Genomic DNA, 19,659 nt, shown 5'->3' with positions numbered 1-19,659 from the left:
CGCGGTCGATAAGTTTGAGCCAGGTCGAATCCGTCGGGAGGTGCGGGTGCTGAGCGTCGCCGTGGGGGTGCGGGACCTGGCCGGGATCCGGTTCGCGATCTCGCCGCTGTGGGAGGCGGTCGCCAGCGTGCGGGTGCTCCGGACCCCCGACTGGTTTCCCGCCCACCAGCTCTGGCACCGGCAGGTGCGGCCCCGGCTGTCCACGGTGGACTGGCGGCTCCTCGCCGACCTCGTGCCGATGCCGACCGTGGTGATTCCGAGTTTCGTCTGCCCGCCCCCACCGTCGGCCCTGCCCACCGTCGACTGGGAACTGGCCGTGCTCGCCGCCACCCCGCCGGAGGTGGTCCGGGCCGGCCTGGACGAGCTGCCCGGGCCGCGTCCGCCCCGGCTCGCCGCCCTGTACGCCGACCCGCCGGCCGGGCTGGCCCACCTCGCGCAGGTGATCGCCGCCTACGTCGAGGTGGCGATCGCCCCGTACTGGCCCCGGATGCGGACCCTGCTGGAACGCGAGGTGCTCGTCGGCGCGGGGCGGATGGCGACCGACGGCGTGCGCGGCCTGCTCAACCGGATCGACCCGTACGTCTCGTGGGACGACGGGACGTTGCACGTCGACCACCTGACCCGCGCCGGGACGGTCGACCTGGGCGGGCGGGGCCTGCTGCTGGTCCCGTCGGTCTTCGGCGGCGCGCGGGTCTGGTCCAACCTGTCCGAGCGAGCCTCGCAGCCTCTCCTGCGCTATCCGGCCCGCGCGGTCGGGACCCTCTGGGAGCGCAGCGCCGCCCCGGCCAGCGCGGCGCTCGCCCGGGTGCTGGGGCGTACCCGGGCCAGCCTGCTGCACGAACTCGCCGTGCCGGCCGCCACCACCGAGCTGGCCCGGCGGTGCGGCCTCAGCGCCGGCACGGTCTCCCACCACCTGACCGCGCTGCGCGACGCCGGCCTGGTCGGCACCCACCGGGCCGGGCGGTTCCTGCTGTACGCCCGGACCAGCTCGGCGGAGGCGCTGCTGGCCGGCGCCGGGTCGCCCGAGCCGGCCGACGGCTGAGGCCGGGGGTCAGCCGTGCACCGGATGCTCGGCCTGGAAGGCGAGCCGGCGGTCCGCGTCGGCGGCCAGCCCGGCGAGCATGTCGTCGAGGTCCAGGAAGGCCTGCCAGCGCGGCTGGCCGGTGATGTCGGCCAGCCGGTCGACCACCAGTTCCTCCAGGTCGGTCACGCGCTTGCCCTTCCACACCTTGTCGGCGAGGCTGACCAGCAGGTCCTCCAGCTGCACGCCCGGCGCGTGCCAGGCGGCGTGGGTGACGGCGAAGCGGGCCCGCTCCTCGGGGACGCCGAAGCGCAGCAGCAGGTGGTAGCCCGCCTCCTCGTGCGCCGAGCCGGGCCCGGACAACTCCCCGGGGTGCTCGACCTTGCCCAGGTCGTGGATGGCCGCCCCGAACAGCACCGCCTGCCGGTCGAACGGCACCAGGGGGAAGCGTGCGGCGAACGCGGCGGTGAGCTGCCGGGCGACGTCGTGCACGAGCCGCAGGTGCGCGGCGAGCCGGGGCGGCGCCTGGAGGGCGGTGAGCAGTTCGGCGGCCACGCCGGGCAGGGGTGGCAGCGGCGGGTCGCCCGGATCGGTGAGGGCGCGGCGTAGCGCGTCGGAGGTCACCGGGGCGAGGGTACCGGCCGCCGGGCCGGTCACCGTCCGGGCTGACCGAGTGGCCGACGGTGGACCGGCTGCTCGTCCGATGCCCTCCTGATAGTCCGTTCAGGAGGGCGGAGCGACGTCTATCACGGGGGTGTTTTCATGACTGAGTTGAATCGCCGTGCCCTGCTGCGGGCCGCCGCGCTGGCCGGGGCGGCCACGGCGACCGGGCTGGCCGGCGGCCTGGCCGCGACGGCCTCCGCCGCCGCTGCGGAGACCACCGAGGTGGTCAACGGGCCGTGGCTCGTCACCGGCAGCGCGGGGCTGCTCCAGATCAACCCGGGCCACACCACGCCGCAGGTGCTGCTGACCCACGCCTACGACGCCACCACCTCGCCGGACGGGCGGTACGTGGCCGTGAACAACCTGCGCTACGAGGGCGAGACCGGGTCGAGCCTGTCGCTGTTCGACCGGGTGACCGGCGAGGTCCGGAAGGTGATCAGCGATCCGTTCGGCGTCAACTACGAGTGGCCGACCTGGTCCCCGGACGGCACGGAGGTCGCCCTGGTCGTCAACCGCGACACGCTTGTCGCGGTGAACGTGGCCACCGGCGCGCGGCGGGTGCTCGTCCAGGGGCACACGATGTACCGCCCCAACTGGTCCCGCGACGGCTCCATGATCGTCATGCAGTGGGTCAGCCGCTCGGAGGGCAGCCAGCTGCGCATGCTGGAGCTCGCCACCGGCCGGGTGCGGCGGGTCTACCAGCCCGAGGAGGGTGAGCGGTTCGGCTGGCCGGTCTTCATGCCCAACTCCGAGCGGGTGGTTTTCTGCACCAACCGCTGGTACCGCGACGTCGACCTGCCGCTCGGTGAGGACTCGCTCGCGTCGGTGCGGATCGACGGCACCGGCCTCAAGCAGCTCACCGACGAGCCGCGGATGTACCTGTCGCCGGTGTTCTCGCCCGACGGCCGCTACTGCGCCGCGCTGTCGGTGCCGCCGACAAACGAGGCCCCGGACGGCGGCAACATCATCGTCTCGACCAGCGGCTTCGGCGAGCAGTGGTGGATCCCGGGCGACGAGTACGACGACAGCATGCGGGTGGACTGGGCCCGCGCGATCTGAGCACGACCCGCGACGCGGCGGCCGGACATCCGGCCGCCGCGTCGGCGTGTCCGGGGGCGGATCATCGTGCTGCCGGCGGGGGCCGATGCGCGCTGACCGAGCGGCCGACGAGGACCGCCTGCTCGTCCGATGTCCTCCCGATCATCCCTTCAGGAAGGTGGAGCGACGTCTATCACGGGGGTGTCCATGACCGTAATGAATCGCCGGAACCTGCTCCGCACCGCCGCGCTCACCGGTGCGGCCGCGGCGACCGGACTGGCCGGTGGGCTGAGCGCCGCGGCGCCCGCCGCCGCGGCGGAGTCGACCGAGGTGGTCAACGGGCCGTGGCTGGTCAGCGTCGGCTGGGGCGTGCTCCAGGTCAACCCCGGCCGCACCACGCCGCAGCAGCTGCTCGCCGACGGCGACCAGGCCACCACGTCGCCCGACGGGCGCTACGTGGCCTGGATCAACAACGCCCGGTCGGGCGACGGCAGCCTCGAGCCCTACGTGAGGCTGTTCGACCGGGTCACCGGCGGGGTCCGGACGCTGCTCGCCGACCCGTTCGGTGTCGTCTACGGCGCCCCGACCTGGTCGCCGGACGGCACGCAGATCGCCCTGACCATCGGGAACGACACGCTGGTCGCGGTCGACGTGGCCACGGCCGCGAAGCGGGTGCTCGTCCAGGGGCACGCCATGTCGTCCCCGAACTGGTCCCGGGACGGCTCCATGATCGTCATGCGCTGGCTCAGCCGCTCGGAGGGGCCGCAGCTGCGCACGCTGGAGCTGGCCACCGGCAAGGTACGGCCGATCTACACCCCCGAGGCGGCCGGTGAGCTCTTCCACGGGCCGGTCTTCATGCCCAACTCCGAGCGGGTGGTGTTCTGCACCAACCGCTGGACCCGCGACACCGAGGTGCTCGGCGGGCAGGCGCTCGGCTCGGTGCGGATCGACGGCACCGGCCTCAAGCGGCTCACCGACGAGACCCGGTACTACCAGTCCCCGGTGTTCTCGCCCGACGGGCGCTACTGCGCCGCCCTGTCGATCCCGCCGGCCAACGAGGCCCCGGACGGCGGCAACATCATCGTCTCGACCAGCGGCTTCGGCGAGCCCTGGTGGATCCCCGGCGACGAGTACGACGACAGCAGCCGGCTCGACTGGGCCCGCGCCATCTGACCCGACACGCGATGCGGCGGCCGGCACCCGGCCGCCGCGTCGGCGTACCCGGGGTGGATTTCCGTGCCGCCGGCGGGGAGCGGTGCGAGGCTGGGAGGCGGGCGCCGCCGCCGCGGCGACGACCGCAGTGGAGGGTGCGATGGCCGAGCCGCCGACCGGGACCTCGTCGGGCAGCGCGCAGGCGCACGGCCGCCGCGCCAACCGGCGCAGCTACCACGACGGCGCGCTGGTCAACGGGTACGTCGACGACCCGTACCACCGGATCCGCCGGGCGGTCGCGGCCCGGCTCATGGTCGACGGCGTGCCCGCGGGACGGCCCGTGCTGGAGTTGGGTTGCGGCCCGCGCAGCATGCTCGACCCGGCGGCGCTGCCCGGCCCGCTCGTGGTGGCCGACATGGCCGAGACCGCGCTGGGCGCGGCCCGGCGGGCCGCCGCCGGCGCGGCCCTGCCGGTCTGCCTGGACGCCACGCGTGGCCTGCCGTTCCGCGCCGGCAGCTTCGCCGGCCTGCTCACCGGAGAGCTGATCGAGCACGTCTACGACCCGCTCGCGCTGCTGCGCGAGTGCCACCGGGTCCTCGCCCCGGGCGGCCTGCTGGTGCTGACCACCCCCAACCTGGCGCCCGCGCAGGACCGGTTGGCCTTCCTCGCCGGCCGGGCGCCCCGCCAGGTGGACCCGCTGCACCCCTACCTCTGGCTGCACATCCGGCCGTTCACCGCGTCGCTGCTGCGGCGGGTCCTGTGCCGGGCCGGGTTCGCGCCGGTGGCGATCCGGTCCAACGAGGTCGGTTGGCGGCTCCCCGGTGGACGCTGGGTCGCTTCCCGGCTGCTGGCCCGGGTCGCGCCGGGGCTCGGCGGCTCGCTGATCTGCGCCGCCCGGCGGACGGCGCAGGCACCGTCACCGAGGGATGCCGGGCACCCGAACAGGGCGTGATGGTGATATTGACAAAGGGCTATCATGGAGGTTCCGTCGTCGACCGGGGGATGTCATGGCGCGCCTGTTGACCTGGGTCGTCAACAATCTCGACGCGTTCATCGGCCTGCTGCTCGCCGTGACCGTGGCCGTCCTCGGCCTGACCAACACGGTCAGCCAGGACGTGGTCAACAGCGCCATCCTGCTGGTCCTGGCGGTGCTCGCCCAGGCCGTGCTGCGCGACCGGCTGCGCCGGGAGACCGCCCAGCAGGAGGTGCGGGAGGTCATGCGGGACACCCGCGACCGGCTCACCGAGCTGGTCCCGCAGATGCACGAGATCACCGGCCCGGAGGGCGCGCTGAACCGGGCCCGCGAGGCGATCGACAGCGTCTCGATGGTCCGGGTGCTGCACGGCAGCGAGGTCGGGCAGGCTCTCGCCGAGGCCCGCCGGCACACCGACCGGTGGACCTTCAAGGGCGGCACCGGCACCTTCACCCGGGCGGTCACCCTGCCGGAGTGCCTGGAGTACGCCCGCCGGCGCAACGCCACGCTGAGCTTCGCCATCGAGATCATCGACCCGACCGACGAGGACGTCTGCGAGCGCTACGCGCGGTTCCGGCGCAGCCTCGACCCGGACGCGCCGGGGGAGCGGTGGACCGTCGACCGCACCCGCAAGGAGTCGTACGCCACCGTGCTGGCCGCCTGCTGGCACCTGCAACGCTCCGGGCTGCTCACCGTCGAGGTCCGGCTCTCCGCGCAGATGACCACCTTCCGCTACGACCTCTCCTCGTCCTGCGTGATCATCACGCAGGAGAACCCGCAGACCCCGGCGCTGCGGATCGACCGCAAGGAGCTCTACTACAACCGGTTCAACATCGAGTTGCAGTACAGCCGCGAGCAGAGCCGGCGGGTGCCCATCGAGGCCGCCGCGCCGGTGAAGCTCGACGACGAGCCCTCGGTGGAGCAGGTCCGCCGGCTGTTCGCCACCCTCGGGCTGACGCTTCCCCGCTCCTTCGGCGACCGCGAGGTCGCCGACATCGTGAGCCGGGCCATCCAGGCGAGGAACCCGTACACATGATGAGCTACGCCGACCTCGAACGGGAGATCGACCGGGGCGCCCGGCCGGAGCTGCTGCGCGGCTGGGTGCTCGACGTCCTCGACGACGTCGCCGAGGGGCGGCGGCCACTGCTGGCCGTCCGGCATCCGCTCGGTTTCACCTGCCTGCCGGTGGACCGCACCGGCCCGGACGGGATCTGCGTACACGCCTGGCCGGCCGACCCGCCGCCGGTGCGGCCGACCACCTCGACCATGCACTCGCACAGCTGGGACCTGCTCAGCCACGTGCTGCACGGCACGGTCCGCAACGAGCTGATCGAGGTCACCGACGCGACCGCCGACCCGTCCTGGCGGATCTACGAGGTGCACAGCCGGGGCGACGTGGACGAGATGGCGGCCACCGACCGGCTGGTCACCGCGGTGACCGCCACCGTGGAGACGCACTCCGCCGGCGACTCGTACGCGCTGCGCGCCGGCGGCTTCCACACCTCGGAGGTCGACGCCGGTGAGCCGGCGGTGACCGTGGCGCTCGGCCGGAGCACCCCCGGCGTGTGCGACCTGAGCCTCGGCGCGGTGGACGGGCGCAGCCACCGGGTACGCCGGGACCGCTGCGACCCGGCGGAGACGGCACGGATGGCGCGGGAGATCGCGCGACTGGTGGCACGGGGCTGACTGGCTGGAGGAGCCATGGACGTGGAGCCGAACAGAGGCGGGCCCGACCTGCGCGACGCGCACCGGTTCGCGGTGGAGGCGGCCCAGGCGGCCGGCCGGCTGCTCCGCCGGGGCACCCGGGGGGAGTTGCACGCCCGGGCCAAGAACGACTCCGGTGACCTGGTCACCGACCTCGACCTGGCCGCCGAACGGCTGATCGTCGACCGGATCCGGGCCCGCTGGCCGGAGCACGGGGTGATCGCCGAGGAGGGCGGCGAGTACGCCGCCGACACCTCCTGGGCCTGGCTGGTCGACCCGCTCGACGGCACCAACAACGTGGCCATCGGGCTGCCCGCGTACGTGGTCGGGATCGCCCTCTGCGACCGCGGCTCGCCGGTGGTCGGCGTGGTGCACGACCCGGTCGCCGGGCGCACCTGGTCGGCCGTGCGCGGCCGCGGCGCCTTCGTGCACGAGTCCGGTCCGGCCAGCCGCCCGCTGCACGCGCCCCACCGCCCGGTGCCGACCGCGCCGGTGCTGGCCTGGACCCAGGGGCACGGGGTGGCCCGCGACGACAGCACGGCCCGCGCGCTCAAGGTGGTGCTCGACACCACCGCCCGGCGGGTGCTGCAACTGTGGGCGCCGCTGCTGTCCTGGGTGATGCTGGCCCGAGGCGACATCGACGGCATCGTCGGCTACCGCCCCGAGGCGGTCGACCTGCCGGCCGGGATGCTGCTCGCCGCCGAGGCCGGCATGGTGGTCCGGGCCCTCGACGGCGGCTGCTTCGACGACCGGTACGGCTGCCCGGCGGACCGGCGCAGTTTCGTGGCCGGCCCGCCGGAGACCATCGACCGGCTGGTGAAGCTGGTCACCGCGGCACAGTGGATCGAGCCGCAGGTCCGCCAGCTCACCCCGATCAGCCTCAGCACCGTGGGCTGGTGAGCGCTCAGCCGTCGTAATCCGGGCTGGAACCGGGGCGAGGCGTCGCCGAGTTCGGCCCACCAGCGTCCGCGCCGCACCCGCACTCCCGGCACCCCGTCCAGCAGTTGGTCCGGCTCGACCAGGCTCGCCAACGCCTGCGGCAGGTCCGCGCGGAGTTCCACCCGGGCTGTCGGCGGCGCACCGGGGCCAGGGCCCCTCGGCTGGGCAGCGCCTTCAGCCGTGATCGTCGACGTCGGGAACCGGGGTGCTGTGCTCGGCGTAGGTGACTCCGCCCTGACGTTTCGCCACGACGGCGGCGCGCAGCCGGCGATTGAGACGTGCCGGCACGTGGACTGCCATGCCGTCGAGCGCGACGTAGCGGCACTCGGCCAGTTCCCCGTCCGGGAATGTGATGGTTTGTTCGTCCTCGGCGGTGAGCCGGCCTCCGTCGAAGATGAACAGAAGCTTGTCACCTTCGCGCTCAGCGGGCGCCCAGTCCACGAGCAGCATCGGGCCGACAGGGAGGTCCAGGCCGAGTTCCTCCCGCACCTCACGGCGGCAAGCAGCGTGCGGTGACTCGCCCGGCTCGACGTACCCGCCGGGAATGTCCCAGTGCTGCTTGTAGGTGGGACGGACGAGGAGCACGTGATCGTCGTCGGTCACGAAGAGGGCGCCGGCGGCCACGCCTGGGGTCGCCACGGCTGGTATCTCGTCCGCCCGTTGTCCGCGGACAGCACGGACAACGACCACGAGGTCTGGAACGAGCAGGTCCGGCAACACCTGCACCGGCACCTGCGCAACGAGCGGCCGAAGGTGCGGCTGCGCCCCGGTCATCGTCGGCTGACCGGGTGACGCTGTCCCGCTGCCCGCCGCAGCCTTGCCGGTGCCTGCCATGCTCGGCGGGATGACGACCGGTCAGCCACCCAGACGCCGCATCGGCCGCCGTACCATTCGCGTTCTTCTCGTGCTCGGCGCCGTCGCGGCCGTGCTCGCCGTCGTCGTACCGCTGCTGCGGCCGCCGGGCCCGCGGCCGCTGTTCCAGCTGCCCGTGCCGTGCGGTGAGCGCTGGCGACTGGGCACCTACCCCGGCCACGACGACTACGACATCGACCTGTTCCCCACCGCGGGCGAGGCGTGGGGCCGGCCGGTGCTCGCCTCCTACGCCGGCACGGTCACCGTGGCGGGGATCAACGGGTCACTCGGTGGGCGTACCCCGGACAACCCGAAGGGCCCCCGCGGCCGTGGCGGCGGGTACTGGGTGAAGATCGACCACGGCGGCAAGTGGGAGACCCAGTACCTGCACCTGCTCGAACCGCCGCTGGTCCGCGCCGGGCAGCGGGTCGCCCGTGGCGAGCAGCTCGGGCGGGTGGGCAGCACCGGAAACTCCGGCGCGCCGCACCTGCACTACGAGCAGCACCGGGGCTGGGAGAAGGTCGAGACCTGGTTCGACGGTGCACCGTCGGGCATCACCCACGACGACCGCGAGTACAGCGTCACGCTCACCAGCAACAACTGCCCGGCCGGGCGGCCCTAGGCGCGCGCCGAGGGCCGGCCGGCGGGGCGTTCCGACGCCGCGTGCGCAGTCGCTCGGCCAGGAACGCCTCCCAGGTGCGGACGCCGAGGGTGGCGCCGGGGCGGGCCAGGTTGTCCCCGTTCCGGTACGCCCGACCGGCCTTGCCGGGCAACCGGACCGGCAGCCGCGGCCGCCGCCGGCCGACCGCGGTCAGGTAGCCGGTGACCAGCTCGTCCAAGCCGTAGATCCGCGGGCCGGCCAGGTCGGGCACCAGGCCGGCCGGCGCGCCCAGCGTCAGCTCGGCCATCCGGGCCGCCACGTCCCGGGCGTCGACCGGTTGCAGCCGCAGCCCGCCGGGGACCGGAACCACGGGCAGCTTCGCCATCTTCGCCACCATGGTCAGGACCAGGTCGTGGAACTGGGCGGCGCGCACCGTCGTCCACGGGAGACCCGACCCGGCGACCGCCCGCTCGGCGTCCAGCTTGGAGCGCAGCCAGGCCAGTGGCACCCGGTCCGCGCCGACCACCGAGATGTACACGAGGTGCCGCACGTCCGCGCGCCTCGCGGCGTCCACCAGGTGGCGGGTGGCGACGTCGTCGCCCTTGGGGCCGCCGGCCAGGTGCAGCACGGTGCCGACGCCGCGTACCGCCGGGTCGACGCCCGCGCCGGTGAGCAGGTCGGCGGTGACGTGGGTGACGCCGTCGTCGGGCCGGCCGCCGTGGCGGCTGAGCACCCGCACCGGGTGGCCCGCCTCGCGCAGCAGCGGCACGACGAGCCGGCCGAGGGTGCCGGTGCCGCCGGTGACCAGGATGGGTGCGTTCATGTCGTCCTCCGGGAAGATCCGCTAGGTTTCGGGCTTCACCGGCTCGACCCGCGGCGGAACGGAAGTGTGACCGGAGTGGTCGGCGTCACGTCCTGTCACACCGGCGGGCCGGCGCGGGTCGGTCAACCGGGACCCCGCGAGGAAGGACTGGGACATGGGCGAGGACACCTGGCTGGCCGAGCGGTTCGAGCAGGAGCGGCCGCGGTTGCGGTCGGTGGCGTACCGGATGCTCGGCTCGCTGAGCGAGGCCGAGGACGCCGTCCAGGAGACCTGGTTGCGGCTCGCCCGGACCGACGCCACCGAGGTGGACAACCTGGCCGCCTGGCTGACCACGGTGGTCGCCCGGGTCTGCCTGAACACCCTGCGGGCCCGTGCCACCCGCCGTGAGGACCCCCTCGACGTACGCCTGCCCGACCCGGTCGTCGACGTCGCCGAGGTGGACGCCGATCCCGCGCAGGCCGCGGTGCTGGCCGACTCGGTCGGGCTGGCGCTGCTGGTGGTGCTGGACACCCTGACCCCGACCGAGCGGCTCGCCTTCGTGCTGCACGACATGTTCGGCGTGCCCTTCGAGGAGATCGGCGCGCTGGTCGACCGGTCGCCGGCGGCCGCCCGGCAGCTCGCCAGCCGGGCCCGGCGCCGGGTCCGTGGCCAGGCGCCCGCGCCCGACCCCGACCTGGCCCGCCAGCGCGAGGTGGTCACCGCGTTCCTCGCCGCCGCCCGGGAGGGCGACTTCGACGGGCTGGTCGCCGTGCTGCACCCGGACGTGGTGCTGCGCTCCGACGGCGGGACCGCGCGGGCCCGGCACTCCACCGTGCTCACCGGGGCGCGGGTGGTGGCCGCGCAGGCCACCACGTTCGGCCGGTTCTCGCCGTTCGCCCGGCCGGTGCTGGTCAACGGTGCCGCCGGGGTCCTGGTGAGCGCGGCCGGCCGGCCGCTGTCGGTGATGGCGTTCACCGTCACCGGCGGGCGGATCGCCGCCATCGACGTGATCGCCGACCCCGAGCGGCTGGCCGCGCTCGACCTCGATCACTGATCCCGGGTGCCGCCGGCCCGGACGGCTGGGCGTCAGGGAACGATGACCAGGTTGGCCATGTCGACCACCGGCCGGTAGCCGAGGTTGGCGTAGATCCGGTTCGAGGTCGGGTTGGCCTGGTCGGTGAAGAGGCACACCCGGGCGCCCTCGGCCCGTAGCAGCCGGGAGACCTCGGCGACGGCGTTGCTGGCCCAGCCCCGCCCGCGCTGCTCCGGCGGGGTGTACACCGGGCCGACGCGGGCGACCCCGAACGACGGCGGGTTGGCGGCGGTGAGGTGCACCCGCCGGCCCGCCTCGTCGGTCCAGAACCACACCCGTCCGCCCCGGATCCGGCGCTGCAGCTCGGCGCGGTCGGGGGTCTCGTGCGCGCTGACCCCGCGCGGGCGGCCCGCCTGCTCGTCGGCGTCGGCCATGAAGGCGTCGAACCACTCGGCCGCCAGGTCGACGTCGTCCTCGGTCGCGACCACCAACGCGCCGGGCACCCGTGCCGGCCGGACCAACTCCCCGAGCTCGTGCAGCCGGGTGTGCTGGGCGGCCTCGACCCGGCCGCCGCCGAGCCGGGTCACCTCGGCGGCGCACCGCCGCACGGCGGGCAGCGCGCCGTTGACGGCGCGTACCTCCTCGCCGCGCTCGTGCCACACCCGGGCCAGCGCCACGGCCGCCTCGTCGGGCATCGGCAGCAGGAAGGGCGGGCGTGGCGCGAAGGGCGCCGTCCGCATCCCGGCGCCGACGACCGCCCCGGACGCGTCCCGGACCACCAGCCACCAGTCGTGCTCGGGCAGCGGGACCCCGTCGGCCCGCCGGGCCAGCGCCCGGTGCGCGACGGTGGCCACGACCGTGCCGACCACGGGGTTCGCCGCCAGGTGGTCGCCGGCCGCGGCGAGGAAGTCGCCGGGATCGGTGTGGAAGTGCAGGGACGGATCGCCGCTCATGCGCGCACGGTAGTCCGCCGCCGGGCCTCACCCGTACCGGATTTCCCGGGCCGACGTCGACGCCCTGAGCGGCGCCGGGTCGTGGTCGGCGGGTGGGCGCCCGCCGCGCTACCCGGCCGCCAGTTCGGCGAACCAGCGCCGGCCGGCCCGGTGGAGCTCACGGACCACCAGGCCGGCCGCCGCGGCCGGCTCGTGCACCGCCCGGGTGTCCAGCCGCGCCCAGCCGAAGCTCGGCCCCCGGTGCCGTCCGGACACCACCTGCGCCCGGCCCTGCCAGGTGCCGCTGCCGGGCGGGTCCAGCTCGACCAGGACGCTGCCGTCCGGGCGGACCAGCTCCCGGCACCGGCGCAGCAGCCGCACCGGGTCACCGCCAATACCGATGTTGCCGTCCAGCAGCACCACGTGCCGCCACCGGCCCTCGGCGGGCAGCGGATCGAAGAGGTCGGCCCGGACCGCGACCGCGCCCCGCGCCCGGGTCAGCGCCACCGCCCGGTCCGACACGTCGATCCCCACGGTGGTCAGCCCGGCCCGGGCCAGCGCCACGGTGAGCCGGCCCGGCCCGCAGCCCAGGTCCAGCGTCGGGCCGGCGCAGCGGGACACGACCGCGGCCGTCGCCGGCTCGGCCGGCCCGTGCCACCGCTCCACCGGCAGCCGGCCGCGGGTCCCGTCGGCCTGCACCAGCCAGTGCGCGTCGGCGTCCCGGTGGCGCAGCGCGGTGGCGAAACCGTCGGCGGTCACCGCCGGCCCCCGACCGGCCGGGCCCGCCGCACGGCGGCGACCTCCCGGGCGAACCGGCCGGTGGGGACCAGGCGGGTCACCGCGAGCGCGTCGCTCCAGTCGTCCACGTCGCGCAGCACCGGCAGCGTCGCGGTCCGCAGGCCGCGCCCGTCCAGCGCGGCCCGGGTGCGCCGCCCGGTGTCGGGGGTGGACATCGGCACCCCGCGCAGCGCCGTCGCCTGCCCGGGGTCGCGCAGGCCCAGCGCCCACCAGCCGCCGTCCGCGGCCGGGCCGAGCACCGCATCGGTCGCCGCTTCCCCGAGCCGGCGTACGGCGGCGGCCAGCCGCGCGGCGGTGAGCTGCGGGGTGTCCATGCCAATCTGGAGCACCGGCTGCCCCGGGTACGCGGCGGCCACGTCGGCGTGCGCGTGCGCGAGCCGGTCGGCGAGGTCCTCGCCGCGCTGGGGCAGCACCGGCCAGCCGGCGACCGCGGCGGCGAGGTCCGGCCCGTCCTCGGCGTCGGCGAACCGTCCGGACAGCGCCAGCACCGGGACGACCCCGGGGGTGGCGGCGACGGCGTCGAGGGTGTCGCGCAGCGCGGCGGCGGCGATCCGGGCCGCCTGCGTGGGTTCGGCGGGCGGGCAGAGCCGGGTCTTCACCGCCCCGGCCACGGGCGCCTTGGCCACCACCAGCAGGACGGTCATCGCGGGCCGTCCACGCTGCGCAGCACGGCCAGGAAGTCCCGGGTGGCGCGAGCCGTGCCGCGGACCGAGCCGGAGACCTTGGACCGGGTGCCGGCGGCGCGCGGGGCGTAGCGGACGTCCCGTTCGTGGATCCGCCAGCCGGCCGCGGCGGCCCGGATCATCAGTTCGAGCGGGTAGCCGAAGGCCCGGTCGGTGACGCCGAGGGCGAGCAGGGCGTCCCGCCGCGCCACCCGGATCGGGCTGAGGTCCCGCAGCGGCACCCCGCGTTGCCGCAGCAGCGCGGCGACCAGCGCCGTGCCGGCCCGGGCGTGCCACGGCCAGGCCCCGGCGGACACCGGCCGCCGCCGGCCCACCGCCAGGTCGGCGGCGCCGGCCGCCACCGGGGCGACCAGGGCCGGCAGCTCGCCCGGATCGAAGGAGCCGTCGGCGTCCAGCACACAGACCAGCTCGGTCTCGGCGTGTTCGAGGCCGGCGTGCACGGCCGCCCCGTAACCGCGGCGGGGCTCCCGCACCACCCGCGCGCCGTGCCGGGCGGCGACCTCCGGCGAGCCGTCCCGGGACCCGTTGTCCACGACGATCGCCCGGTAGCCGGGCGGCAGCGCGGTCAGCACGCCGGGCAGGGCGGCGGCCTCGTCCAGGCACGGCAGCACCACGTCGATCTGTGTCGGCATGCCGCCGACGCTAGGCCGGTCCGCGCCCCGCCAGGCCCCGATCGTGCTTACGGAACCCTTACCGAGCAGGCATTTCTTACCATCCGGTGACGTGCCGGCGGATCCGCCCGTCCGCAGCCCCGGCGGGCCGTACCGTCCGGTCGTCATGAGATCCGCAGCCACCCTGCCCCGCGTTCCCGGCCCGCGCCGGACCGCCCCCGGGCGCCGGGGCGACCTGGTCGCGCTGGCCGTCGAGGCGGTGCTGCTGGTCGCCGCCGTCGCGGTCGGGCTGGTGCTCAACCGGCGCGGCGCGGGGCTGCACGCGGACGCCGCGCCGCTCTACGCCACCTGGCGGCCGCACGCCGGTTGGGGAACCCCGCTGGCCGTGCTGGTCGCGCTGGTCGTGCTCGGGCCGGGGCTGCGCTGGGCGCGGACCGCCCGGTGGGGCCCGCTGCTGGCCGCCGGCTGGCTGGCCGCGGTCGCCTGGACCCTGTCGCTGGCCCTGGTGGACGGCTGGTCGGCCGGGTTGGCGCGGCGGCTCACCGTGCAGGCGGAGTACCTGCACGAGGTGCCCGGCGTCGCCGACATCCCCCGGATGCTGGCCGGCTTCACCGACCGGATCCTCGACTTCCAGCCCGACTCCTGGTCCACCCACACCGCCGGGCACCCGCCGGGCGCGCTGCTGGTCTTCGTCTGGCTGGACCGGATCGGACTGGGCGGGGGCGCGGCCGCCGCGCTCTGCTGCGTGCTGGTCGGCGCGACCGCCGCGGTCTCGGTCCCGGTCACCCTGCGCGCGCTGGGCGCCGCCGACGCGGCCCGGGCCGTGCTGCCGTTCCTGGTGCTGCTGCCCGGCGCGGTCTGGCTGGGTGCCTCCGGCGACGCGGTGTTCACCGGAGTGGTCGCCGCCGGGCTGGCCCTGCTGGCGGTACGCGGGCCGGCCGCCGCGCTGGCCGGCGGGCTGCTGCTCGGCTTCGCGCTGCACCTGTCGTACGGGTTCGTGCTGGTCGGGGCGCTCGCCGTGGCCGTGCTGGCGCTGCGCCGGACCCGCCGACGGGCCGCGCTGCTCGCCGCGACGACCGGCGTCGTCACCGTCACGGCGCTGTTCGTGCTGGCCGGCTTCCGCTGGTGGGAGGGGTACGACCGGGTGGTCGAGCGCTACTACCAGGGCTGGGCGGCCGACCGCCCGTACGGCTACTGGGTCTGGGCCAACCTGGCGGCGCTGCTGCTCTCCGCCGGCCCGGTGCTCGGGCCGGCGCTGCGCCGCGCCGTGCTCGTCGCCCGCCCGGTGCTCGGGCCGGCGCTGCGCCGCGCCGGGCTCGCCGCCCGCCCGGGCTGGCGTGCGGCCGGGCGGCGGGGCGACCACGGGCGGGCGGTCGCGTGGCTGACCGGGACCGCCGGCGACGGCCACGGGTGGGTGACCGCGCTCGGGCCGACCGTGCTGCTGCCGGCCGCGGCGGCGCTGGCGGTGGCCGCCGCCGACCTGTCCGGGATGAGCAAGGCCGAGGTGGAGCGGATCTGGCTGCCGTTCGTGGTCTGGCTGCTGGTCGCCGTGGCCCACCTGCCCGTGCCGACCCGCCGCCGGTGGCTGGCCGCCCAGGCGCTCACCGCGCTCGCCGTCAACCACCTGCTGTTCACGGTCTCCTGACCAGATCCTGGCGCCCTGACGTCCCGTCCGAACACCGAACTGTCCAAGGTCCCCAGGCACCCCGCGTCGATCATGAGGTTGGCGGTGACAAATCGGGTGGATCGCACCGCCAACCTCATGATCGACGGGGGGAGAGGCGGGTCAGCCGACCAGGGCGGCGGGTTCGCGCAGGGGGTCGGTGGCGAAGGCGGTCACGCCGTCGACGAAGCCGACCCGGGCGGTGTAGCCGAGCAGGTCGCGGGCCCGGGCGGGGTCGGCCACCACGTGCCGGACGTCGGCCGCCCGCGCGCCGCCGACCACCTCCGGCGCGGGCCCGCCCATGGCGTGGGCCAGGGCGGCCGCCAGGTCACCGACGGTGTGCGGCTCGCCGGAGCAGACGTTCACCGGGACCAGACCGTCCGGAGTGGGCGCGGTGAGCGCCAGCAGGTTGGCCCGGGCCACGTCGGTGACGTGCACGAAGTCGCGGCGCTGCCGGCCGTCCTCGTACACCAAGGGCGGCCGCCCGTGGGCCAGGGCCGAGCGGAAGAGCGAGGCGACCCCGGCGTACGGGGTATCGCGGGGCATCCGGGGGCCGTAGACGTTGTGGTACCGCAGCGCCCACACCCCGCCCCCGGTCTGGCGGGCCCAGGCGGCGGCGTAGTGCTCCTGGGCGAGCTTGCTGGCCGCGTAGGTGCTGCGCGGCTCCAGCGGGGCGTCCTCCGGCACCAGGGCCGGGTCGAGGGTGCCGCCGCAGCGCGGGCAGGTCGGGTCGTACCGGCCGGCGGCCAGGTCGGCGGCCCGACGCGGGGCGGGGCGGACCACGCCGTGCCGGGCGCACGTGTAGCGCCCCTCCCCGTAGACCACCATCGAGCTGGCCAGCACCAGGCGGGACACCCCGGCCCGGTGCATCGCGGCGAGCAGCACGGCCGTGCCGAGGTCGTTGTGGCCGGCGTAGTCCGGGGCGTCGGACGGGTCCAGCCCGTGCCCCACCATCGCCGCCTGGTGGCAGACCGCGTCCACCCCGGGCAGCAGCCGGTCCAGCAGCTCCGCGTCGCGGACGTCGCCGATCACCGGGGCGTGCCGGCGGGACCACTCCGGCAGCGTCCCGCCGTGCGCCTGCGGTAGCAGCGCGTCCAGGCAGACCGGCTCGTGCCCCTCGGCGACCAGCAGGTCGGCGATCTGCGATCCGATGAATCCGGCGGCGCCGGTGACCAGTACGCGCATGCGGCCCACGCTAGGACACCATCCGCCCCGGGGCGGGCGGTTCCCGGTGGACGTCAGCGGTCCGTAAGAGCCCGGTAACCGGGCCCTCGAAGGCCGACGGCACCGCGTCGCCGTCACGGGCGGTCGATCAGCTCGCCGACGTACCGGGTCGCGGTGAGCAGCTCGGGGTCGCCGGTGCGGTCGTACGACTCGACGACCGTGTCGGCGAACTTCAGGACGTGCTCGTCGCCGTGCTCGGCCGCCCGCTGGAGCGCGTCCTCGCGGGTCAGTCCGGGCCAGCGCCGGGCGATCTCCGCGGTCGGGGCGGGCCGGGCCGGGGCGTAGGGCGCGACGACCGCCGCCACGGCCGCCCAGGCCGCCGCGAGGCTCGGCAGCCACTGTCCGGTCGGCAGGACCGGGAGCACGTGCCGCACGGCGTTGGGCGCGGTGGCGGCGTGGACCAGCAGGACCGGCGAGCCGTGGCCGAGCCCGAGGTACGCGCGGGCGGCGCTGTCGACGAGCGACTCCAGCCGTGCCGGGACCTCCTCGGCGGACGCGGCGGGTTCCAGCGCGCGCAGGCTCGCGGTCCAGCCCGGGCTGCGTTCGAGCCGGTCGAGCCGGTGGGCGACGAAGCCGCTCTGGTCCGTGAGCCGGGTGACGGCGGACAGGGCCCGGTGCGGGGCGAGGGTGCCCTCCGGCGCGACCACCCCGGCGAGCGCGCGGTGGCGCGCCGCCCAGAACGCCAGCCCGTGGGCCAGCTCGTCGAGGGTCTGCCGGGCCGGGACGCCGGCGGTGCCGCGCAGGGTACGCACCGCGTGACCGACCCGGATCACGCCGTGGGTCGAGCCGGCCAGGATGCCCGGCAGCAGCCGTGGCCACCACTCGGCGAGCAACTCCCGCCACGGACGCTCGGTCAGCTCGTGCCGGAAGTACGCGGTCCAGTCGGGCAGCCGTCGCGCCCGACCCAGCGCCGCGCGCCACTCGCCGGGCCGGATGGCCTCGCTCGTGCCGGGCAGCTCCGCCAGGCGGTGCACGTAGCGGTCGAGCCAGCCCTCGACGTCGACGTCGAGCCCGCGCCGGACCATCACCTCGACGGCCATCGGGCCGTGGTTGGTCAACCCGTGGTTGCCCTCCTCGTCGCCGCCGAACTCCGGCCCGTACGCGTGCAGCCGTTCGTAGGCCGCGGGCAGGGTCTCGGTCATCGGATTCCCGGTCATGGCGGCCACCTCAGCGGACCACGTCGTAGACGAGCTTCGTGATGCCGTTGGCGTAGGTCTCGGACTCGACGACCTTCAGCATCTGCTTCGCCTTGTCGGTGTCGCTGAACATCCGCTTGCCGGCGCCGAGCAGCACCGGGAAGACCAGCAGGTGGTAGCGGTCGATCAGGCCGGCGTCGGAGAGGTTGCGGGCGAGGGTGGCGCTGCCGTGGATGACGATGGGGCCGCCGTCGGCCTCCTTCAGCCGCGCGACGTCCTCGAGGGAGCGCAGGATCGTGATGTCACCCCAGTTGTCGACGAGGGCCGCCTGGTCCAGGGTGGTCGAGACGACGTACTTCGGCAGGTCCTTCAGGGCGGCGAAGTCCGCCATGTCCGGCCACAGCGGCGAGAACGCCTCGTAGCTGGCCCGGCCGAACATCAGCGCGGTGGCCTCCGCGGTCTCCCGCCCCTTGAGCTCGTACGCCTCGGGCACGAACTCGATGTCCCGGTAGGTCCAGCCCCCGCTGCGGTGCGCCTCGGACGGGGTGCCGCCGCCGGGAGAGTCGACGACGCCGTCCAGGGAGACGAAGGCGGTGTAGATCAGCGTGCGCATTGTCGGTGTCCTTTCCGTGGTCCGGTGGGCTGTGCTCAGTCTCCGGTGGTGCCGGACGCCCGGCCACGATTAGGCTCTGGCCTAATCGGAAGGGCTGGCCGCGTGATCCACCTGCATTTCACGGCGACGGACCTGGCCCGCGTGCGCTTCGCCGCCTCGCCCCTCACGGAGACCGTCGCCAGCCTGCGCGCGCTCGCCGCCGGCCGGCAGGGGCCGCACCTGCACCGGCCCTGGATCGACCGGTTCGCCGAGCGGGCGGGCCGGCTGCGCGAGCACGACCTCGACCTGCTGCGGGCGCTGGTGCGTCCGGCGGGTTACCTCCCCGACTTCCTGCTGCCGCCCCCGGGTCGCCGGTCGTCGACCTTCGCGGACGCGCTGGCCCAGGTCGCCGACGCCGATCCGGAGACGGTGGCGAAGGAGTTGGCGCATCTGGCCGCCCACCGGGTCGCCCAGCAGGGGCCCGGCCGCGAGGGGCGGCGAGCCCTGCTCCAGGCGCTGGTCGACCGGCCGGACGCGGGCATCGGCCCGGTGACGCGGGCGCTGGAGGCGTACCACCGGGTCGCGATCGCCCCGGACTGGTCCCGGATCGACGCGTTGCTGCACGACGACATCGCCTACCGACTCGACGCCCTGGCCGACGGCGGGGTCGACCGGATGATGAGCAACCTGCACCCGTCGGTCACGTTCGCCGACCAGACGCTGAGCATCGTCAAGTACTACGAGGGTCACGCCGACTGCGGCGGGCGCGGCCTGCTTCTCGTGCCGTGCGCCTTCGCCTGGCCCGACGTGCTGGTGCGGACCGCCCACCCCGAGTCCCCGAGCGTCTCCTACTCACCGCGCGGCCTCGGCCGGCTCTGGGCGGAGCACCCCGCGCCGACCGGCTCGGCGCTCGCCGGCGTCCTCGGGCAGACCCGGGCCGCCCTGCTGGCCCAGCTGGACCTGCCGATGTCGACCAGCCAGGCCGCCACCCAGATGGCGCTCTCCGCGCCGACGCTCAGCGTGCACCTCCAGGCGCTGCGCGCCGCCGGGCTGCTCAGCGCGCGCCGGGCGGGCCGGCAGGTGCTCTACTCGCGGACCGACCTCGGCGACCGGCTGCTCAGCGGGGCGGGCCGGCAGCTCGACGCCTGAGCCGCCTTCCGCGCGGCGGCGTCACGTGGGCTGTCCGTTGGCGGGTCGGCGCGGTAAGCGTTCGGTAATGCGGCAAACCCGGCCGACCGGCGG

The 19,659-nt window shown here is 75.6% G+C and carries 22 protein-coding genes; 12 read left to right on the top strand and 10 right to left on the bottom strand.

The features are described from left to right. Positions 1-1,042 (top strand): DUF5937 family protein (locus tag ACW0Q9_RS17540; RefSeq protein WP_456182574.1); only part of this gene is annotated, 1,042 nt, incomplete at its 5' end. A 9-nt stretch (positions 1,043-1,051) separates the two neighbouring features. Here ACW0Q9_RS17540 and ACW0Q9_RS17535 read toward each other — a convergent pair. Then, positions 1,052-1,645 (bottom strand): HD domain-containing protein, encoded by a 594-nt coding sequence (locus tag ACW0Q9_RS17535; RefSeq protein WP_456182572.1) that lies wholly within the window; start codon positions 1,643-1,645, stop codon positions 1,052-1,054. A gap of 138 nt (positions 1,646-1,783) precedes the next feature. Here ACW0Q9_RS17535 and ACW0Q9_RS17530 point away from each other — a divergent pair, with 138 nt between their 5' ends. The 6 genes from ACW0Q9_RS17530 to ACW0Q9_RS17505 all read left to right on the top strand — a co-directional run bounded on the left by ACW0Q9_RS17530 (position 1,784) and on the right by ACW0Q9_RS17505 (position 7,451). Continuing rightward, positions 1,784-2,743: a TolB family protein gene (locus ACW0Q9_RS17530; RefSeq protein WP_456182570.1), complete on the top strand. Its 960-nt coding sequence runs from the start codon at positions 1,784-1,786 to the stop codon at positions 2,741-2,743. Positions 2,744-2,929: 186 nt separating this feature from the next. Further along, positions 2,930-3,895 (top strand): TolB family protein, encoded by a 966-nt coding sequence (locus tag ACW0Q9_RS17525; protein ID WP_456182568.1) that lies wholly within the window; start codon positions 2,930-2,932, stop codon positions 3,893-3,895. A gap of 139 nt (positions 3,896-4,034) precedes the next feature. Continuing rightward, entirely contained in the window at positions 4,035-4,826 is a 792-nt protein-coding gene (locus ACW0Q9_RS17520) for a class I SAM-dependent methyltransferase (protein WP_456182566.1), read from the top strand. Positions 4,827-4,881: 55 nt separating this feature from the next. Beyond that, positions 4,882-5,883: a hypothetical protein gene (locus tag ACW0Q9_RS17515; protein ID WP_456182564.1), complete on the top strand. Its 1,002-nt coding sequence runs from the start codon at positions 4,882-4,884 to the stop codon at positions 5,881-5,883. Beyond that, on the top strand, positions 5,880-6,533 hold the full coding sequence (locus ACW0Q9_RS17510; protein WP_456182562.1) for a hypothetical protein: 654 nt from the start codon (positions 5,880-5,882) through the stop codon (positions 6,531-6,533). The genes ACW0Q9_RS17515 and ACW0Q9_RS17510 overlap by 4 nt, the downstream gene beginning before the upstream one ends. A gap of 15 nt (positions 6,534-6,548) precedes the next feature. Next, complete coding sequence (locus tag ACW0Q9_RS17505; RefSeq protein ID WP_456182560.1) at positions 6,549-7,451, top strand: inositol monophosphatase family protein; 903 nt, start codon at positions 6,549-6,551, stop codon at positions 7,449-7,451. 213 nt (positions 7,452-7,664) lie between these two features. On the opposite strand, the gene ACW0Q9_RS17500 is transcribed toward ACW0Q9_RS17505, so the two are convergent. After that, positions 7,665-8,093 (bottom strand): NUDIX domain-containing protein, encoded by a 429-nt coding sequence (locus ACW0Q9_RS17500; protein WP_456182558.1) that lies wholly within the window; start codon positions 8,091-8,093, stop codon positions 7,665-7,667. Here ACW0Q9_RS17500 and ACW0Q9_RS17495 point away from each other — a divergent pair. Both ACW0Q9_RS17495 and ACW0Q9_RS17490 read left to right on the top strand, forming a co-directional pair. Further along, positions 8,076-8,282 (top strand): hypothetical protein, encoded by a 207-nt coding sequence (locus ACW0Q9_RS17495; protein ID WP_456182556.1) that lies wholly within the window; start codon positions 8,076-8,078, stop codon positions 8,280-8,282. The two genes, ACW0Q9_RS17500 and ACW0Q9_RS17495, sit on opposite strands and share 18 nt — an antisense overlap. 52 nt (positions 8,283-8,334) lie before the next feature. Further along, positions 8,335-8,964: a M23 family metallopeptidase gene (locus ACW0Q9_RS17490; RefSeq protein ID WP_456182554.1), complete on the top strand. Its 630-nt coding sequence runs from the start codon at positions 8,335-8,337 to the stop codon at positions 8,962-8,964. Here the strand turns inward: ACW0Q9_RS17490 and ACW0Q9_RS17485 are convergent. Further along, positions 8,930-9,766: an SDR family oxidoreductase gene (locus tag ACW0Q9_RS17485; RefSeq protein WP_456182552.1), complete on the bottom strand. Its 837-nt coding sequence runs from the start codon at positions 9,764-9,766 to the stop codon at positions 8,930-8,932. The genes ACW0Q9_RS17490 and ACW0Q9_RS17485 overlap by 35 nt on opposite strands. Positions 9,767-9,920: 154 nt before the next feature. On the opposite strand from ACW0Q9_RS17485, the gene sigJ reads away from it, so the two are divergent. After that, a complete protein-coding gene (gene sigJ / locus ACW0Q9_RS17480) occupies positions 9,921-10,799 on the top strand; it encodes an RNA polymerase sigma factor SigJ (RefSeq protein ID WP_456182550.1) in 879 nt (292 codons plus the stop codon). Between the two features lie 32 nt (positions 10,800-10,831). Here the strand turns inward: sigJ and ACW0Q9_RS17475 are convergent, their stop codons facing one another. From ACW0Q9_RS17475 to ACW0Q9_RS17460, 4 genes are all read right to left on the bottom strand, one after another. Then, positions 10,832-11,731, bottom strand: coding sequence for a GNAT family N-acetyltransferase (locus ACW0Q9_RS17475; protein ID WP_456182548.1), 900 nt, complete (start codon positions 11,729-11,731; stop codon positions 10,832-10,834). A gap of 108 nt (positions 11,732-11,839) precedes the next feature. Continuing rightward, a complete protein-coding gene (locus ACW0Q9_RS17470; RefSeq protein WP_456182546.1) occupies positions 11,840-12,469 on the bottom strand; it encodes a class I SAM-dependent methyltransferase in 630 nt (209 codons plus the stop codon). Further along, positions 12,466-13,152, bottom strand: a complete 687-nt coding sequence (locus tag ACW0Q9_RS17465; RefSeq protein WP_456182544.1) for a TIGR04282 family arsenosugar biosynthesis glycosyltransferase — start codon at positions 13,150-13,152, stop codon at positions 12,466-12,468. The genes ACW0Q9_RS17470 and ACW0Q9_RS17465 overlap by 4 nt, the downstream gene beginning before the upstream one ends. Then, positions 13,149-13,823 (bottom strand): glycosyltransferase family 2 protein, encoded by a 675-nt coding sequence (locus tag ACW0Q9_RS17460; RefSeq protein ID WP_456182542.1) that lies wholly within the window; start codon positions 13,821-13,823, stop codon positions 13,149-13,151. The genes ACW0Q9_RS17465 and ACW0Q9_RS17460 overlap by 4 nt, the downstream gene beginning before the upstream one ends. Positions 13,824-13,968: 145 nt before the next feature. Between ACW0Q9_RS17460 and ACW0Q9_RS17455 the strand changes: the two genes are divergently transcribed. After that, positions 13,969-15,447, top strand: coding sequence for a hypothetical protein (locus tag ACW0Q9_RS17455; protein ID WP_456182540.1), 1,479 nt, complete (start codon positions 13,969-13,971; stop codon positions 15,445-15,447). Positions 15,448-15,588: 141 nt separating this feature from the next. On the opposite strand, the gene ACW0Q9_RS17450 is transcribed toward ACW0Q9_RS17455, so the two are convergent. The 3 genes from ACW0Q9_RS17450 to ACW0Q9_RS17440 form a co-directional block, all read right to left on the bottom strand. Beyond that, positions 15,589-16,650: an NAD-dependent epimerase/dehydratase family protein gene (locus tag ACW0Q9_RS17450; RefSeq protein ID WP_456182538.1), complete on the bottom strand. Its 1,062-nt coding sequence runs from the start codon at positions 16,648-16,650 to the stop codon at positions 15,589-15,591. Between the two features lie 113 nt (positions 16,651-16,763). Further along, complete coding sequence (locus ACW0Q9_RS17445) at positions 16,764-17,846, bottom strand: questin oxidase family protein (RefSeq protein WP_456182536.1); 1,083 nt, start codon at positions 17,844-17,846, stop codon at positions 16,764-16,766. Positions 17,847-17,856: 10 nt separating this feature from the next. After that, positions 17,857-18,438: a dihydrofolate reductase family protein gene (locus tag ACW0Q9_RS17440; RefSeq protein WP_456182534.1), complete on the bottom strand. Its 582-nt coding sequence runs from the start codon at positions 18,436-18,438 to the stop codon at positions 17,857-17,859. Positions 18,439-18,540: 102 nt separating this feature from the next. Between ACW0Q9_RS17440 and ACW0Q9_RS17435 the strand changes: the two genes are divergently transcribed. Further along, on the top strand, positions 18,541-19,566 hold the full coding sequence (locus ACW0Q9_RS17435) for a DUF5937 family protein (RefSeq protein WP_456182532.1): 1,026 nt from the start codon (positions 18,541-18,543) through the stop codon (positions 19,564-19,566). The last annotated feature ends 93 nt before the right edge of the window (positions 19,567-19,659 follow it).

This window comes from Micromonospora sp. I033 (assembly GCF_053890995.1).
This window is presented reverse-complemented; position numbering and strand designations above follow the sequence as displayed.